The 15777-nt window shown below is 41.3% G+C and carries 15 protein-coding genes; 3 read left to right on the forward strand and 12 right to left on the reverse strand.

Features of this window, described 5'->3' with window-relative positions; all coding sequences use genetic code 11:
- Positions 1-37 precede the first annotated feature (37 nt).
- A complete protein-coding gene (locus tag OIZ54_RS18535; RefSeq protein WP_264391020.1) occupies positions 38-2098 on the forward strand; it encodes a TonB-dependent receptor in 2061 nt (686 codons plus the stop codon).
- A 15-nt stretch (positions 2099-2113) separates the two neighbouring features.
- On the opposite strand, the gene OIZ54_RS18540 is transcribed toward OIZ54_RS18535, so the two are convergent.
- Positions 2114-2896 (reverse strand): AraC family transcriptional regulator, encoded by a 783-nt coding sequence (locus tag OIZ54_RS18540; protein ID WP_264391021.1) that lies wholly within the window; start codon positions 2894-2896, stop codon positions 2114-2116.
- 101 nt (positions 2897-2997) lie between these two features.
- Here OIZ54_RS18540 and OIZ54_RS18545 point away from each other — a divergent pair, with 101 nt between their 5' ends.
- Positions 2998-4200 carry an MFS transporter gene (locus OIZ54_RS18545; protein ID WP_264391022.1) on the forward strand — a complete coding sequence of 401 codons (1203 nt, stop codon included), beginning with the start codon at positions 2998-3000 and terminating at the stop codon, positions 4198-4200.
- Here OIZ54_RS18545 and OIZ54_RS18550 read toward each other — a convergent pair.
- The 11 genes from OIZ54_RS18550 to OIZ54_RS18600 all read right to left on the reverse strand — a co-directional run bounded on the left by OIZ54_RS18550 (position 4197) and on the right by OIZ54_RS18600 (position 13566).
- The gene (locus OIZ54_RS18550) at positions 4197-4421 is read right to left on the reverse strand and encodes a hypothetical protein (protein ID WP_004588490.1); all 225 of its coding nucleotides are present in this window, start codon (positions 4419-4421) and stop codon (positions 4197-4199) included. The genes OIZ54_RS18545 and OIZ54_RS18550 overlap by 4 nt on opposite strands.
- Positions 4422-4538: 117 nt before the next feature.
- Positions 4539-5381, reverse strand: a complete 843-nt coding sequence (locus OIZ54_RS18555) for a glycosyltransferase family 2 protein (protein ID WP_162985982.1) — start codon at positions 5379-5381, stop codon at positions 4539-4541.
- Positions 5371-6441, reverse strand: a complete 1071-nt coding sequence (locus OIZ54_RS18560) for a glycosyltransferase (protein ID WP_264391023.1) — start codon at positions 6439-6441, stop codon at positions 5371-5373. Before OIZ54_RS18560 ends, OIZ54_RS18555 begins: the two co-directional genes overlap by 11 nt.
- Positions 6425-7459: a glycosyltransferase gene (locus tag OIZ54_RS18565; RefSeq protein WP_054983523.1), complete on the reverse strand. Its 1035-nt coding sequence runs from the start codon at positions 7457-7459 to the stop codon at positions 6425-6427. Before OIZ54_RS18565 ends, OIZ54_RS18560 begins: the two co-directional genes overlap by 17 nt.
- Entirely contained in the window at positions 7456-8475 is a 1020-nt protein-coding gene (locus OIZ54_RS18570; RefSeq protein ID WP_264391024.1) for a glycosyltransferase, read from the reverse strand. The genes OIZ54_RS18565 and OIZ54_RS18570 overlap by 4 nt, the downstream gene beginning before the upstream one ends.
- Positions 8472-9056: a glycosyltransferase gene (locus OIZ54_RS18575; protein ID WP_096042209.1), complete on the reverse strand. Its 585-nt coding sequence runs from the start codon at positions 9054-9056 to the stop codon at positions 8472-8474. Before OIZ54_RS18575 ends, OIZ54_RS18570 begins: the two co-directional genes overlap by 4 nt.
- Positions 9057-9141: 85 nt before the next feature.
- Complete coding sequence (locus OIZ54_RS18580; RefSeq protein ID WP_024031649.1) at positions 9142-9294, reverse strand: hypothetical protein; 153 nt, start codon at positions 9292-9294, stop codon at positions 9142-9144.
- A gap of 370 nt (positions 9295-9664) precedes the next feature.
- A complete protein-coding gene (locus tag OIZ54_RS18585) occupies positions 9665-10078 on the reverse strand; it encodes a GFA family protein (protein WP_004588484.1) in 414 nt (137 codons plus the stop codon).
- Between the two features lie 30 nt (positions 10079-10108).
- On the reverse strand, positions 10109-10750 hold the full coding sequence (locus OIZ54_RS18590) for a TetR/AcrR family transcriptional regulator (protein ID WP_264391025.1): 642 nt from the start codon (positions 10748-10750) through the stop codon (positions 10109-10111).
- 73 nt (positions 10751-10823) lie between these two features.
- Positions 10824-12113, reverse strand: coding sequence for a M20 family metallopeptidase (locus OIZ54_RS18595; RefSeq protein ID WP_054983526.1), 1290 nt, complete (start codon positions 12111-12113; stop codon positions 10824-10826).
- Between the two features lie 19 nt (positions 12114-12132).
- Entirely contained in the window at positions 12133-13566 is a 1434-nt protein-coding gene (locus tag OIZ54_RS18600; protein ID WP_264391026.1) for an amidohydrolase family protein, read from the reverse strand.
- A gap of 135 nt (positions 13567-13701) precedes the next feature.
- On the opposite strand from OIZ54_RS18600, the gene OIZ54_RS18605 reads away from it, so the two are divergent.
- Complete coding sequence (locus OIZ54_RS18605; RefSeq protein WP_264391027.1) at positions 13702-15771, forward strand: bifunctional 2',3'-cyclic-nucleotide 2'-phosphodiesterase/3'-nucleotidase; 2070 nt, start codon at positions 13702-13704, stop codon at positions 15769-15771.
- The last annotated feature ends 6 nt before the right edge of the window (positions 15772-15777 follow it).

The following is a 15777-nucleotide window of genomic DNA, read 5'->3' on the forward strand; positions in this document are numbered from 1 at the left end:
TGGCGTTAATAAAGCGTTACTCACCTTAAAGGAATGTATGAAACCTTATATTTTGCCGCTGTTATTGCCTCTCAGCCACGTTGCAATTGCTGATAATAAAAACGATGATGCAATAGAAACCATAACAACCACCGCATCACGTACAGAAGCACTGGCTACCCCCTATCCGCTTTCTATTAGTACCTTATCTGAAGCGCAGTTAAATAGCATTGCGCCTACTCATGTTGAAGAGTCGTTACAACGTATTTCAGGTGCTAACGTACAGCGCGGAAATGGGCAAGAATACCTACCGGCCCTTCGCTCGCCGGTGCTTTCGGGCGCGGCAGCCTGTGGCGGCATACTAACCCTTGAAGATGGCATTGCACTGCGTGCTGCAGGCTTTTGTAATATTAACGAGCTTTTTGAAGCGCATAGTGAAATGGCGCAGCGCATAGAAGTACTCAAAGGCCCCGGCTCTGCACTTTATGGCTCAAATGCTGTGCATGGTGTTATTAATGTAATAACGCCCGATACCACGCAAGGCGGTGGATTAGTCGGGCTTGATTATGGCTCATACGGATATGCCCGTTATAAGCTTCGCGCTGGGCAAGACTACGGCAACAGTGGTATTGGCATAAACGCCAGTGTTACCGACGATACTGGTTACCGTGATGATGAAAGCGTTAAACAGCAAAAAATAAATATTCGCCACCGCTTTGAGCACTCAAACCTATTGCTTACCTCTGGCCTTACATACACAAATTTAGATCAGCACACTGCGGGCTTTATTACCGGTTTTGAAAGCTATAAAAACGAAGACATAGCACAGCAAAACTTTGACCCCGATGCATTTAGAAAAGCCCGTTCATTTAGAGCGTGGAGCAACGCCCAGTGGCAATTAAAAAACGGCAATGTGCTTTCTATTACGCCTTATGTGCGCGACCAAAGCATGGACTTTTTTAAGCATTTTTTACCTGGTACCCCGCTTGAAACCAACAGTCAAACAGGCATAGGTGTGCAATCGCTTTATCAACATAACTTGCAAAGTAATGTAAAAGTAAACCTAGGGCTTGATGGCGAATACACCCGCAGCGACTTTACTCAAAGTCAAAACGAGCCAACTCAAGGCTCTGCATTTTTAGTAGCCACAGTACCGCAAGGCAAACACTACGATTACAACGTAAACGCAACTCTATATGCGCCGTTTGCATCAGTTGAGTGGCAATTAAATAAATGGTTTATTAGCGCCGGCCTCAGGTATGAGCATATGCAGTACGATTACACTAATAATATGCTCACAGGGCGCACAACAGAAGACGGCACAGAATGTGGTTTTGGCGGTTGCCGTTATAGTCGCCCAGCCAGTGGTAAAAATAGCTTTAGCAATACCTCACCTAAATTTGGCGTGAGCTACAAGGTCAACAAAAATAATACGCTATACGCTAACTTTTCCCGTGGCTACCGAGCGCCGCAAGCGGCAGAGCTTTACCAATTACAACGCGAGCAAACCACCGCCGATTTAAACCCCGAAATAGCCAATAATGCCGAGCTTGGCTTAAAAGGATATTACAGCAATGTAAGTTACGCATTGGCTGTGTATGCTATGAGCAAACACAATACTATTTATCGCGATAGCGACTTCTTTAACGTTAATGATGGCAGTTCACGTCACAGAGGTATTGAGCTTGAAGTAGATTATGCATTAAGCAAAACGCTTAACTTACAATTTGCAGGTACACATGCAAAGCACACGTATACCAATAATCAGTTAATTAATGGGCTAAATATAAACGGTAACAACGTAGACACCGCGCCTCGCAATGTGGCTAACCTTGATTTAACCTGGCAAGCCTTTAATAACCTAGCGCTTGCACTGCAATGGCATAGCGTAAGTAGTTACTATACCGACCCAGAAAACCTACATAGCTACGAGGGGCATGATATTTTAAGCTTGCGTGCAAAGTGGCAAGTTACCAATAATTTAGAAGTGCTTGCACGTATAATTAACCTTACCGACGAAGCTTATGCAGAGCGTGCTGATTACACCAGCTTTACTGGCGATAGGTACTTCCCGGGTAAACCGCGTAACGCCATGCTTTCAGCTACGTACACGTGGTAAAACCATGTATAAAGGTTAATTTAAGTCGCCCATATATTTAGTGGGCGACTTTCCCATTACCTTTTTAAACATAGTTATAAACGCACTCACCGATTCGTACCCCAATAATGCCGACACTTGCTGTACACTTTGTCCATCTGATAGTGCCTGCAGCGCTGTAATTATATGTAATTGCATTCGCCACTTACCAAAGGTCATACCGGTTTGCTTTTTTATAAGCCGTGCCAACGTACGTTCGGTTAAAGCAAAATCGTGTGCCCATTGCGCAAGGGTTTTACGATTATTTGGCTGTGCGAGTAACTGCTGCCCCATTGCTTGAATAACCGAATGCTTAGATAACACAAAGTCGAGCGGCTGGGCGGGCATTTCAATTAATAAATCAAACAGTACCTGAGCTAAACGTGCTGTTTTAGAGCCTTCATTATAGGCTTGGTGTTCGCTTGCTAGTTTTAGCATTAAACTTTTTACCAGCCCCGTTATTGCTAATGTACAGGTATGCTGTGGCATGCCGTGCTTATTAGCATCAATAAATACAAAACATAATTTGGCGTTATCAGATGCGCGATTGCTATGTAAGGTGTTTGCAGGTACCCAAATAGCGCTGTGCGTTGGCACCATCCACATTTTGTTAGCCGCTTCGCAGGTTACATAACCATCAAGCGCTAAAATTAGCTGCCCCTTAGGGTGGGTGTGTAACGGGTATTCTTTACTGCCTTGTGCGGTATCTACTTTGGCAATTATAGGCTGTACCATGTGCTCGTAGTTTTGTAGGTATCCCCACCCTTTAGGCTCAAACATATTTTGTCAGTTTTTAATTATTTAATGTCAGTATAGCTAAATTATAATACTGCTGATTTGTTTATACTAGCGCCAATAATTAGCTAACTTATTTTGTAATAATGACTCACACACCTCACAGTAATGCTGGTATGTCGCGCTTTTCAAGCGTATTGCTTGTAATAGGTATTTTACTTATTGCTGCCAATTTACGTGCGCCTTTTACAGGGGTTGCCCCTGTGCTTGAACAAATAATTGCGCATTTTAATTTAACCGCTTCGCAAGCAGGCTTTATTACCACCTTACCGCTAATTGCCTTTGCCATTATATCGCCTATGGCTGCAAGCCTGGCTAAACGCCAAGGGCTTGAGCGCACATTGTTTTTTGCTGTATTTTTAATATTACTGGGTATTGCCGCACGGGTGGTTAATTCATCCATTATGCTATTTGTAGGCACAGCCATAATAGGCGCAGGTATTGCCATAGCTAACGTATTGCTACCAAGTATAATTAAACGCGACTTTGCGACAAAAGTTGCGGTAATGACCTCTGCTTATGTACTCACTATGGGCATTGCCTCGGGTGGCTTTTCAGCATTAGTTTATCCGCTTAGCCAATATGAAGGGTTAGGCTGGCAGTTTGCATTAGGGGCAAGTGCACTCATTACAATTACCACTTTAATTGTGTGGATGGCGCAATTAAATAAACACACAAAACCGGCACAAACAGCACAGGCCTCAACACTTAATAAAAGCGTATGGCGCTACCTACTTGCTTGGCAAATTACCTTGTTACTGGGGCTAAATTCATTTTTAAATTACATCATTATTACTTGGCTGCCTAGCATACTCACCGAAGCGGGCCAAAGCGCAACGCAAGCAGGCGCGTATCATGGTGCTTTTCAAATTGCGACTGCCATCCCTGGGCTTGTGCTTATACCTTTACTAGGAAAATTAAAAGATCAAAGTGCGCTTAGCTTTATACTTGCATCACTGAGTGCGTGCTGTGCGCTAGGGTTACTTTATATGCCAAGCTTTGCATTAGTGTGGACGCTACTACTTGGCTTTAGCTCGGGGGCGTGTTTTATTTTAGGGCTGTCGTTTATTAGCCTACGTACCGATAACTCCACGCAAGCGGCTTCGCTTTCGGGTATGTCACAAAGTATTGGCTATTTGTTGGCGGCTATTGGCCCTATGGTAGCTGGGGCGCTACATACAAGTACCGGCAGCTGGAGTGCGCCGCTTTGGTTATGTGCAGGTGCAGGTGTGTTATGTGCTACATGTGGATGGTTTAGCGGCAAAAACACCACGCTTAATAATAGTTAACTTACTAGCTGCTGTAACCATGAAAACAAGCCCGTTGCTGGCTTTTTAGCGGGGCGATGCTTTTGCTCAAAACGCTTATTAGCGGCTTGACGTTGCTCGCGGCGCAGCTGTGCTAAATTAGCTTTTGCAGCAAAACGCAAACGCTGCTCTTGAGTTAGTTCGTCATTAAAGTTAATAGCTGACTTTTTAACTGCTCGGCTACTTTTCGGTGAACTACACATATTTTTTCTCCAAATGACTGCCTTATAAATAGACAGTCATTTGGTTAAAAAATTTCAATTAATAATCTTTGCTTATCATTTTGTGCTGTTTAGCTTTTAGCATGTAGCGCACCTTATTTAGTACGGCGAGGTAGAGCGACATGCTTCTATCTCATCGCGGGTCGGTTTTTTTAAAAATTTAACGCTGTGGCTCTTTTCGTCAATTTTAACTATATCCATAACGGCCATTTTTTTTAGCCAACCAAACATAGGTAAAAACTGCCATTTTTTTGCAAAGGTGTTGGCGTTATTACAAATATCTTCGGCGTAGTTTATAGGAGGCGTAAACTTGTCGTGGTATTGGTGCAGTACCCAATCATCAATGTAATTAAGCTTTATGTTGTTAACTTTACACTGCATAGCAAAGTCGGTATCTTCAGCGCCGTAACCAATAAATTGCTCATCAAAGCCATTCACTTTATTAAAGTCACGTTTATTAATCGCAAAAATTAAAGACCAAAAAGTTAAAAAATCTACATTTTCGTTTATAGGCAGGTTTTTGCGTTTAGGGTGATCAACAGCCTCCTCCACTAATAGCTCGTAGTTACCATTACAAGGCACATACGGTAAATACTTTGCCTTGGCACTTACCACTAATTTATGGGTTAATTTAGTCAGTAAGTTTTCAAAAAGTGTGGGAGAGCAAATACAGTCTACGTCTATAAATATAACGTTATTTTGCTGAGCATTTTTAACCCCAGTATTACGCGCTTTAGCAAGGGGTAAACCTGTGCTTTGCATATATACATTTTTGGTTAAAAAAGACGTGCTTGGGGTAACATTGTGGCTGTTTTTTTCATCCATCCACACCACCACCATATCGGTTGGGCGCAGCGTACTATTTTCTATACTATGAATAAGGTTAGCAAGTTGCTGGTGACGCCCTTTTACAATAGTAACGACTGAAAATTTATGGCTCAATTGCAACCTCCTCAACTAACGCAATAAATTCGCTAATAAACTGATCTGTATCACTTATTATTTGTGTTTTACTCATTTGGGTTTTTCTTGCATCAATTAATGCGGCCTCTATTAGGGCATTGTTTTGCTGTAAAAACGCTGAAAAAGGTAAATGCACGGCAAGATTATTTTTAGCTAACATACGCGCTTTTTCATCTTGCTCTTGGTAGGGTCGGTTTTCGGGTATAACAATCAGCTTTTTCCCCAGTGCTAACAACTGTGATACTGCATTATTGCCACCACTTGTAACTACAACGCTTGCAGTAATCGCTTGGTTTATATTAGCCACCATCCCTTTATAGGTTACTCCTTTTATAGGCTCGCCGTGGCAGCCAATAACCTCAACGTGATCTGTGTAATTAGTAAGTACACGTGCAATTAATGCCGCTCTTCGGGCATCTGTTATTAGCAAAGTAATATGATTGCCAAAATCTGTTTTTGAGGCGCTTTCACCACCTGTGTATTTTGATATAAACCCCAAATAATGGGTTTTATTAAAATAGCCGTAGTGAGGTGTTTCTAACTGCTTTGGGTACGGGGCGTATAATTTAGTCGCGCATTCATAGGCAAACACTTGAGTAGGGTCGCCACTAATATCACCCGAATGGCGCTGCATTAAAACAGGTATACCAATACTTCTGGCCATAATAGTGAGTTCGGCCGATACATCACTTATAAATAATACCGGTTTGTATTGCTGCGCTAATAAGTTAAAAGTTATAGAGCGCTCAAGTGGCGCCTCGCTATATTCTATTCCTTCAAACGCTGCGTTATAGCTCCTTTGCACTGAGCTTTGCCCTACCCATTTTGAAGGCAGCTTTTCAAAAACGCCCCGCTTACACACTTTATTTAAAGCCATTTTGACTTTTAAATCGCCATAGAGCACTACTACGTTATAGCTATTTTGAAGCTTATTTATAAGTAACTCAGCACGTGTAATGTGGCCCGCGCCATGATGATGAACATAAAAAAATACAGTCGGTAAATTTGGCTCATAATTTGGCTCATATAAGTGCTGCATATTCGGCCTCATAATTTGAAACAGTAACGTTAAAGTCGAAGTTTTTAGCAAATGATTGGCACGCTTGCGGCGTTATTTTGCCCAGCTTTTTAATGGCTGATACAGCTTCATCCACATTGTTTAGTGCGGTGCACACATTAGAAAATCGCAATTCTTCGGGTATGGCTGTTTTAAAGCCTACAACCGGTATGCCATGAGCAAGCGCTTCAATGGTTGTTAGGCCAAAAGGTTCGTGCCACTTTGAGGTTGCTAAAAATAAGCGAGATTTAGCAAGCTCTGCAAATAACTCATCATGTTTTAAATGCCCTAAATAACAAATGGAGTCTGTAAGTAAGGGTTCGACTTTAGCTTTAAAATATTCTTCATCTTCAATGGGGCCAGCTATAGATAAATTGCGCTGTAACTTTTGCGCTATTTGAATCGCCGATACTAGGTCTTTTTCGGCGTTAATACGGCCCATCCAAAACAAATCATGGGTTTTATTTTCCTCTAATACACATTCACTTTTGGGCATAGTAACACCATTTGAAATCACTTTAATTGCGCTACCAAGCTGAGACTCCCACTCTTTACACAACCGGTTAGACACGGCTATATAACGATGATCGCTACGCGCTTTATGCAGCTTATGTATTAAGCCAAGCTTTGGTGATACAGGGGCATGTAAAGTAATCACGCTTTTTATATTGTGCAGTAATGCAACATCATAAATCGCATGATAATAACTGTGGTAATGCACCACGTCGTAATACGAGTTGTCTATTAGCGCAAACTGGGCGGCCTGATACAGTTTTTGGCCTTCTTCTTCTGTGGTTATGTTGTCTTTCATGCGCAGGGGGGATTCATCTAACTGTAAAATGTTAAACTCGTTTTCTTCATCAGCGTCTTTACACAACACATCAACAGTGTGCCCTTTTTTACAAAGTGCGTTAGCTAAATTAGCAACAAAGGCCTCTGTCCCCCCCTTAAAAGGTTGTCGCAAAGAAACTATAGGGCTTGCGACCATTAGTATTCTCATGCAATTCTCCCTAATATATTGCTGTATTCGCAGCACATTTTAGCTATAGGGAAATTACGCGCGCTTTTAATTACATCATTTTTATTTAACGAAAAAGAAGCTTCAAGCGCGGCGGCTAAACTGTTTACGTTATTGCCTTTAGCAAGTACGCCTGCCCCTTCACAGACTATTTCAGCAAACGCACCGCGATTAAACGACACCACTGGCGTACCTGTTGCCATAGCTTCTAAAGTAGAAAGCCCAAATGGCTCATCCCAGCGGGTGCCAAATACAGCAGCTTTGGCATTTGCCAATTGGAGTTTAATACTGTGGTGATCAAGATGCCCTAAATAGCTATCGCAGGGCCTTAGCAAAGGCCGTACTACATCATCCATATAGTGTTTATCTGCGATGGGGCCGGCAAATTTAATAGCAATACCCATTTGTTGCGCTGTAGATATTGCTATATCAATGCCCTTACTCGGTAATATTCGGCCATAAGTAAACACATAATCTTGAGGGTTCTTTGTTACCTGCCAACGTTTAAGGTCTATACCATTGTAAGTAACTTCTACTTTATCGTTTATAAAGGGCTTCCACGCCTCAGCTAAAGAATGCGACACTGCGGTGAAGTGTATAAACGGCGAGTAAGAAGCCAGCCCCACAACCGCTTTAAGTTTTGAATAAGGCGGCGTATGCAATGTGGTTAACATGGGAATGTTATGTTTACTGGCCCACAATATGGGGATGGGATTAAGAGAGTTATTATGTACTACGTCAAACTGCTCTTTAGTTATATCGGCCATTACCTTGAGCATAAAATCGTTTTCAATTATATCGGGATATTGTTGAAATTGGCTGTTATCTATCTGAAACGATTTTAAATTACAGTTAACCTCGCTGTCTGGGTGAGCATACAAAGTAACCTCATACACTGATTGGTAGTATTCAACCAGTGCACCAGTAAAGGCTTCTAGCCCACCAGCATAGGGCGATTTAATAGGAAATCGAGGGTGAGCTATAATCGCAAGTTTCATACTGCAAGCTCCTCGCGTCCGTGCGGCTTTTTATACAAAAGAACCCATGGCGCTTCCTTTTTGCTTTTTGCAGTAAACATTTTTTTCATTAACTGCCAATCACTGCTTGGCGCTGTTTCAAAGGGTAAAAACTCTAATAAAGAATCTTTTTTAAATATTATGCTTTCCAGCGGCCTTTGATAGGTGTGCTCTACTTTCTTTGTGTTATCAAAGTAGTAAGGAGTAAAAACAAAGTCCTCTTCAAAGCCTTCGTTTATTAGTTTAAAAGTGTGCTTTTCATCAAATACGTCATCATCTGTACGAAAAACCACAAAGTCACTCAACGTAGCTTGCAGCCCCACATTATAAGCCGCAAACCGACAATTTAGCTGGTGATCAATATAAATAATGCTTGGGTCAATCGCCTTTAACCTTAGGCGTAAGTTATACCTTTGTTTGTACTTTTGCGTTGAATTATCAACAATGGTTATGATGCAGTTACTGGCGTATTTTTGTATTTCTTTAACCCGATCTATAACACCTTCATTGCAGTGGTAAGTTACTAACACAATGGCAGTTTTACAGTATCTTTTGCTTTTCATTATTCTTCCTTAGCCACATTTTTATTTAAAACCGCTTTAAACAAGGGCATTAATTTCCGTATCTATTACGCTAATAAATTAAGCGCTAACTTTTGTAATCGTTAAAATAAGCACTTAATTGCTTTAAGCGCAGCTCTAAGGCTAATTTTTCAGAGAGTTTCCAGTGTGGTAGTTTTTTTAAACGTGATTTGGCCGCTTCTAATTCAGCCCCCACTTCGCTTGTAGATAAAATTCTCATTTGTTTCACCTCATAATAAATATGCAGTCCATAAGAATTTATCAGCAAATAACAAGCCAAATAGGTACAGCTAGAATTAAATATATATTTATAAATATCAAAAACTTATGTTTTTAAAAAATGGAAAGGCGTTTTTATAAAGGGGGGGCATAGGCATATATTTCAATAAAATATGAAAATAATTCACAAAGCGCTTTAGCTCATAAATACTTAATCACTCGCGTTAAAAAACACTCTAAAGCAACAATAAACAGATTTAAATATAAAAAAGAATACAAAAGGAAGGGGAATTTATATGGCTGCTAGTGAGACTCTCCCACTAGCAAGGCATGGCTAATAAGGCGTTTTATTTACTCAGCGCCCATTGCGCTTATGATTGAGGCGTAGTTTCAAAAGCCGGCACTTGGTGTAAATCGTTTAGCCATGTAAGCGTTGATTGCGACCAAATTTGCGCAGCTGGGGTAAACTCATCACGCTGATCAACGGCCCCTATGCGCAGGCCGTACACTCTATCGGCTTTTGCTTCGTTGGTTGCGTAAAGTGTAGTGCCGCACGTACCACAAAAACCTTGTGCGCGTTTATTACCGCTTTGTGCTGTTTTAACATACTCTTTTGGCTCGCCTTTAGTAAATACCACCGAGTTTGGCTCAGCCATAATTACGGCTCTAAATGGCCCACTCGACATGCGTTGGCAATCGCTACAATGACATACAAGTACGTTATTATTTTGCGACTGAGCTTGGTATTTAATTTCACCACAATAGCAGCTTCCGGTAATTTTCATTTTACTCTCCTTGAGTATGTTTAAAGGTGCTTAACCTAAATAAGCTAAAATAATTTTAGGTAGTTCTTGCGCGTATTGCTGCGCCGATAAATCACAGGCTATCGCAGGGGTTAAATCGTGATACAGCACTTTATCAAGCAATGAACTGACAATTAAAAATACTGCAGTACCTGCCGCCGTTTCGCTCACTTTGGTATCTGTTTGGCTAATTAGTTGCGCTAACCGCTGATAAATTACTCGCCTGTTTATGTGTTTATCACTGCCTAATAACTCACTGTGTAAACGCGAATTTAAATGCAGGGTTCTAAATACCCCCTGCTGTGATGATAAAAACACATAGGTTTTATGGCATAAAGTGTTAACTACATCGTCTAAGTTTTTATAGTGCTGCGCCTCAAGCTCACTTACCCAGTTATCTAATGCAATACCAAAGTCTTGATACAGCATAGGCAGCAGCGACTCTTTATTTTTAAAGCGACGGTAAAACGTACCTACCGACACCTCGGCGTAATCGGCCAGCTCTTTTATACTTATGTGCTCAAAAAACTTACTTTTTAAACTGTGATGCAGCGCTTTTACTAGTTTTTCTTGGGTTTGTTGGCTGCGTTGTTGCTTAGGCGCCAAAAAAGGGTGTTCAGACATAAATTCAAACATGTTGAGTTGTAAACGCACGTACTGTGCAGCTTGTTAATATAAACAACAATACCCAGCCAGCAATTACATTACTCGCTGGGTAGTTATGTCGTTATTTTTGGCTATTTAAATAATCTACCGCTAATTGGCTAAGCGCTTTGGTACCCACTTTAAACGATGACTCATCGGCATAAAAATAAGGTGAGTGGTTACTTGCTACCGTTTTCAAGTCTTGATCGTCAGGCGTACCACCTAAAAATACAAATACACTAGGTATTTCTAGGGCATAAAACGAAAAGTCTTCTGCGCCGGTTATTTTACCCATTTCTTGCACGTTTTGTTTACCGGCTGCTTTTTCAAGGCTAGGTAACATTTGCGCAGTAAGTTCAGGGTTATTAACCGTTACTGGGTAACCTTCGTGAATATGCACATCGGCCGTTGCCCCCGATGATTTAGCAATATGTGTAGCGGTTGTTTTAATATTTTCAAAGATTTGCGCGCGATTATCCATATCAAAATTACGAATAGTGCCAACCATTTCAACTTCTTCAGGAATTATATTATTACGCACACCACCGGCAATTTTACCAAACGACACAATAGCAGGCTCTTTGGTTATATTTACTTGGCGGCTAACAATATGGTTAACGCCCGTTACAATTTGCGCAGCGGCAGCAATAGGGTCAACGCCTGTCCACGGTGCTGAGCCATGCGCTTGGCGACCATGTACAGTTATTTCAAAGCGATCGGCACTGGCCATAAACGGCCCACTTCGATAGCCAATTTTCCCCGTATGTAGGCTCGATGTAATATGCAGGCCAAATGCTACGTCAGGTTTATATTTTTTAAATATACCTTCTTTAAGCATTAGCTCTGCACCGCCCTCTTCGCCTAAAGGTGCGCCCTCTTCAGCAGGCTGAAACACAAACATGATGTTGCCATGCAATTCATCTTTCATATTTGCTAATACTTCGGCTGCGCCCATTAGCATAGCTACGTGCGTGTCGTGGCCACAAGCGTGCATTATGCCTACATCAACGCCACGGAAATTTGTGGTTTTGGTTGATTTAAATGGCACATCTGTTTTTTCTGTTACCGGTAGCGCATCCATATCGGCGCGTAGCATTACTGTAGGGCCAGGCTTTGCGCCTTTTAAAATACCAACAACACCGGTGTAAGCAATATCGGTTTGTACTTGCATACCTAACGACTTTAAATGTTTAGCCACAATGCCTGCGGTACGCGTTTCGCGATTACCAAGCTCAGGGTTTTGGTGAAAGTCGCGTCGCCATTCAATTACCTGCTGCTCTACATTTTTAACGTGTTGATCAAGGTTTGCCTGCGCGTTAAACGCACCAAGTGCAGCAAAACCTAATGCCACCGAAAGTAGTGATTTTTTCATCCTGATTTCCTTTATTATTTTAATGAAGCCCAACAACCGATTTAGTGTTATCGAAAAGTGCTGTTGAGTTATAGCCTACACCATTTTTAAATACAGTTTCCATATTACGGATAGCCGACGCATCTTTAGCAAAGTCGCCATTAACAATAACCAAGTCGGCATGTTTACCTACTTCAATACTACCTATTGTATTTTGCTTATTTAAATACTGCGCTGCATTTAACGTAGCTATTTTTATTGCTTGTGGCTGCATAAACCCAGCCTCTACGAGTAATTCAATTGCACGCTGGTTGGAAAAGCCAGCAATAACGCCGCCATAACCTGTTGGGTCGGTGCCCACCATTAATTTACCACCAGCGGCTACAAACATTTTTTCTAGCTGCATCATTTTTTTAAATACTAAAGGCCAACTAGATTCGCTCTGCTTTGCTATTTTTTCAAAGCGCGACTCGTACTGTTCACGTACTTGCGGTATTAATGCATCAAGTGCTTTTGGGTAGGCTTTAGGGCGACCTTTAGTAAAGGTTTCAAATACAGTAAGTGTAGAGGTAAGTACTACATTTTTAGCCACTAAGTAATTTATTAGACTCGTTACTTCTGGCGAGTTTATATCTAACTCAACAAACGATTGCTGTACGTCTTTATTACTTGGGCATACATCTTTTTGTTTGTTTTTAACAAAGTCGGTGGCGGCAAAAAAGCCATGTTCTAGGTTATCAATACCTAAAGCGGCTGCTTCGCGGTATGTAACTGAACATAAATGAGCCGTTACTTTGTTATTTTGCTCGTGCGCTTTTTTAATAACAACATCAAGCTCATTTTGATTAATATGCATATACGCTTTATATGAGGTAACCCCCTCTAAGCCCCAGTAGTCCATCATTTTTTTAGCATCGTCTGCATCGCGTAGCGACTTTATTTTTAAAATAGGTAAACCGGGGCCATTTAAATACGGCGCCGTTACATCTATATCTGGGCCTAAACTTTTACCTGCGTTTATATCATCTCTTAATTTTAAATCAGCATATGGTGCAGTGGTGCCTGCAGTACGAATTGTGGTTGCACCGCCTGCTAAATATAAACGCGGAAAGCTGTAGAGCATTTCGGTGTAATGTGCTTTACCGGTAGGATAAAACATGTGCTCGTGCATCATCACCAAACCCGGAATTAATGTTTTTCCACTACCGTCAATAATATTCACACCTTTAGCGACGCCTACTTCTGCTGTGGCGCCTATATTCACAATTTTATTTTTATTTATTACAACCGTTTGATTAGTTTGTGCCGGTTTGCCGGTGCCATCGATTAACGTGATATTTTTAATTGCATAACGCCCCGCTTGATAACGTACAAATTGCTCATCAACTGCATAACTTGTAAAGCTAGTTAAAGCGCAAGCAATTAATAATAAAGATTTTTTAATTTTTTTAAATGCGTACATAGATATACTCATAGTGTGTGCTCATCTTGGTAGAAGACATTACTATAAATGCACCACCTAAAAATGTAAATCTGGATTCACATTTTAATTCATCATACTTTAATAAATCTTTTTTACTGTACTCTTTTTAAATTACACGGAATGACTATGAAAAATCGAATCGCTAAAAAGCACGTTTTAAAATCAACATTGGCACTGACTATTGCACTCGCATTGAGTGGCTGCGACATTGATGATGACGATAATAACGACCCTGTCGTTGTAGAAACACCAGAGCCTGCACCGGTTACTTTGCGCGTGATGGAAACAACCGACATACACATGTATTTATCTAACTACGATTACTTTGCACAAGCCCCCTCAGAAACCTTAGGGTTTGTTAATACCGCTACCCTAATAAAAGAAGCCCGCAATGAAGTGCAAAACAGTGTACTTGTTGATAATGGTGATTTAATTCAAAACAGCCCGCTTGGCGATTACGAAGCGATTGTACGTAAAGACGATATTTTAAATGGCGCAACCCATGTGGCCTTTAAAGCAATGAACTTGCTTGATTACGATGTTGCTAACTTAGGAAACCATGAATTTAATTTTGGCTTAGAATTTTTAGATGCCACATTAAGTGGTGCCGACTTCCCGTATATTAATGCCAATGTATACGTTGATGATGGTGATGATGACGACAGAAACGATGAAAACCGTTACACCCCGTACTACCTTCAAGATAAAACCGTATTTGATATAAACGGCAACGAACAAACAATTAAAATTGGTTACTTAGGCCTTACCCCACCGCAAATTATGCAATGGGATAGCGCGCACTTACAAGGTAAGGTCATTGCAAAAGATATTGTTGCTACTGCTGAAAAATTCATTCCACAAATGAAAGCACAAGGCGCCGATATTATCATTGCCATTCCGCACTCTGGGTTAACAGCCAGCGCCCAAGAAGACCTCGCTGAAAATACGGCCCTTTACCTGTCTAAAGTAGATGACGTAGACGCCATATTGTTTGGTCATAACCACCGTTTGTTTCCGGGTGATTCGTCGTACGATGGCTATGAATCGGCGGGTATTGATAACGTAAACGGTAAACTTAATGGCGTACCGGCTGTTATGCCTGGCTTTTTTGGCAATAACTTAGGGGTTATTGATTTAATTGTTGAGCCAAACGATGAAGGCGGCTGGGAAGTAACCAGCTCAAAAGTAGAAACCCGCGCCATTAGTGGTACAGATGAAAACGGCGACTTTATTGATTTAGCTGCTGTAGATACCGATGTAGCTGCCGCAATTGAGCTTGAACACCAAGCAACGATTGATTGGGTAAGCGAACCATTTGCTGAAATTTCAAACCCAATTTATAGCTTTTTTGCTTTGGTGCAAGACGACCCGTCAATTCAAATAGTATCAGATGCACAAATAGCGTGGGGTAAAGCGTTTATTCAAGGCACTGAGCTTGATGGCTTACCCGTGCTTTCGGCAGCAGCCCCTTTTAGAGCTGGCCGCAATGGTATTGAAGATTACACCAATGTAAAAGCAGGCGATATTACCTTACTAGATACCGTTAGTTTGTATGTGTTTCCAAACACTATTCGTATGGTAAAAGTAACAGGTAGCGATGTTAAAGAGTGGCTTGAACGCTCTGCAGGTCAGTTTAATCAAATTGATGTAAACAGCAGCGCTGAGCAAAACCTACTCGATACCACTTTTCCCACTTTTAACTTTGACATTATTGACGGCGTTACCTTTGAAATTGACGTCACTCAGCCAAAACGATACGACAACGATGGGGTATTAATAAGTGAAAACAATTCGCGCATTACTAACTTGCAATACCAAGGTGAAGCGATAGATTTAGAGGCAGAGTTTTTAATTGTAACTAATAACTATCGTGCATCGGGCGGCGGTAACTTCCCGGCGATTGACGGTACTAGCCGTGAAACATTTGAAGGCCCAGATGAAAACCGCGGTGTGCTGCGTAGCTACATTATTAGCGAAGCCGCTAAAAGTAGCACAGGCAGTATTGACCCTTCGGCCGATAATAACTGGCGCTTTAGCACCGTGACCACCAGCACAGAGCTAAACGTTGTGTTTAGAACATCACCGCTTGATGAGGTAGCTACTATTGCACAAACACTCCCTGCAGTTGCGCCTACCTCACCACTTAAAACAGACGAAAATGGTTTTGCGCTATACACCATAGATTTAAAGCAATAACCTTTA

The sequence above is a fragment of the Pseudoalteromonas sp. A3 genome (genome assembly GCF_025942345.1).
Taxonomy (GTDB): domain Bacteria; phylum Pseudomonadota; class Gammaproteobacteria; order Enterobacterales; family Alteromonadaceae; genus Pseudoalteromonas; species Pseudoalteromonas atlantica.

Coding starts and splice junctions, on each gene's coding strand:
- OIZ54_RS18575 (WP_096042209.1), bottom strand. CDS start 9,056: ATGAAAAGCAAAAGATACTGTAAAACTGCCATTGTGTTAGTAACTTAC.
- OIZ54_RS18545 (WP_264391022.1), top strand. CDS start 2,998: ATGACTCACACACCTCACAGTAATGCTGGTATGTCGCGCTTTTCAAGC.
- OIZ54_RS18565 (WP_054983523.1), bottom strand. CDS start 7,459: ATGAGAATACTAATGGTCGCAAGCCCTATAGTTTCTTTGCGACAACCT.
- OIZ54_RS18585 (WP_004588484.1), bottom strand. CDS start 10,078: ATGAAAATTACCGGAAGCTGCTATTGTGGTGAAATTAAATACCAAGCT.
- OIZ54_RS18560 (WP_264391023.1), bottom strand. CDS start 6,441: ATGCAGCACTTATATGAGCCAAATTATGAGCCAAATTTACCGACTGTA.
- OIZ54_RS18570 (WP_264391024.1), bottom strand. CDS start 8,475: ATGAAACTTGCGATTATAGCTCACCCTCGATTTCCTATTAAATCGCCC.
- OIZ54_RS18605 (WP_264391027.1), top strand. CDS start 13,702: ATGAAAAATCGAATCGCTAAAAAGCACGTTTTAAAATCAACATTGGCA.
- OIZ54_RS18535 (WP_264391020.1), top strand. CDS start 38: ATGAAACCTTATATTTTGCCGCTGTTATTGCCTCTCAGCCACGTTGCA.
- OIZ54_RS18595 (WP_054983526.1), bottom strand. CDS start 12,113: ATGAAAAAATCACTACTTTCGGTGGCATTAGGTTTTGCTGCACTTGGT.
- OIZ54_RS18540 (WP_264391021.1), bottom strand. CDS start 2,896: ATGTTTGAGCCTAAAGGGTGGGGATACCTACAAAACTACGAGCACATG.
- OIZ54_RS18600 (WP_264391026.1), bottom strand. CDS start 13,566: ATGAGTATATCTATGTACGCATTTAAAAAAATTAAAAAATCTTTATTA.
- OIZ54_RS18550 (WP_004588490.1), bottom strand. CDS start 4,421: ATGTGTAGTTCACCGAAAAGTAGCCGAGCAGTTAAAAAGTCAGCTATT.
- OIZ54_RS18580 (WP_024031649.1), bottom strand. CDS start 9,294: ATGAGAATTTTATCTACAAGCGAAGTGGGGGCTGAATTAGAAGCGGCC.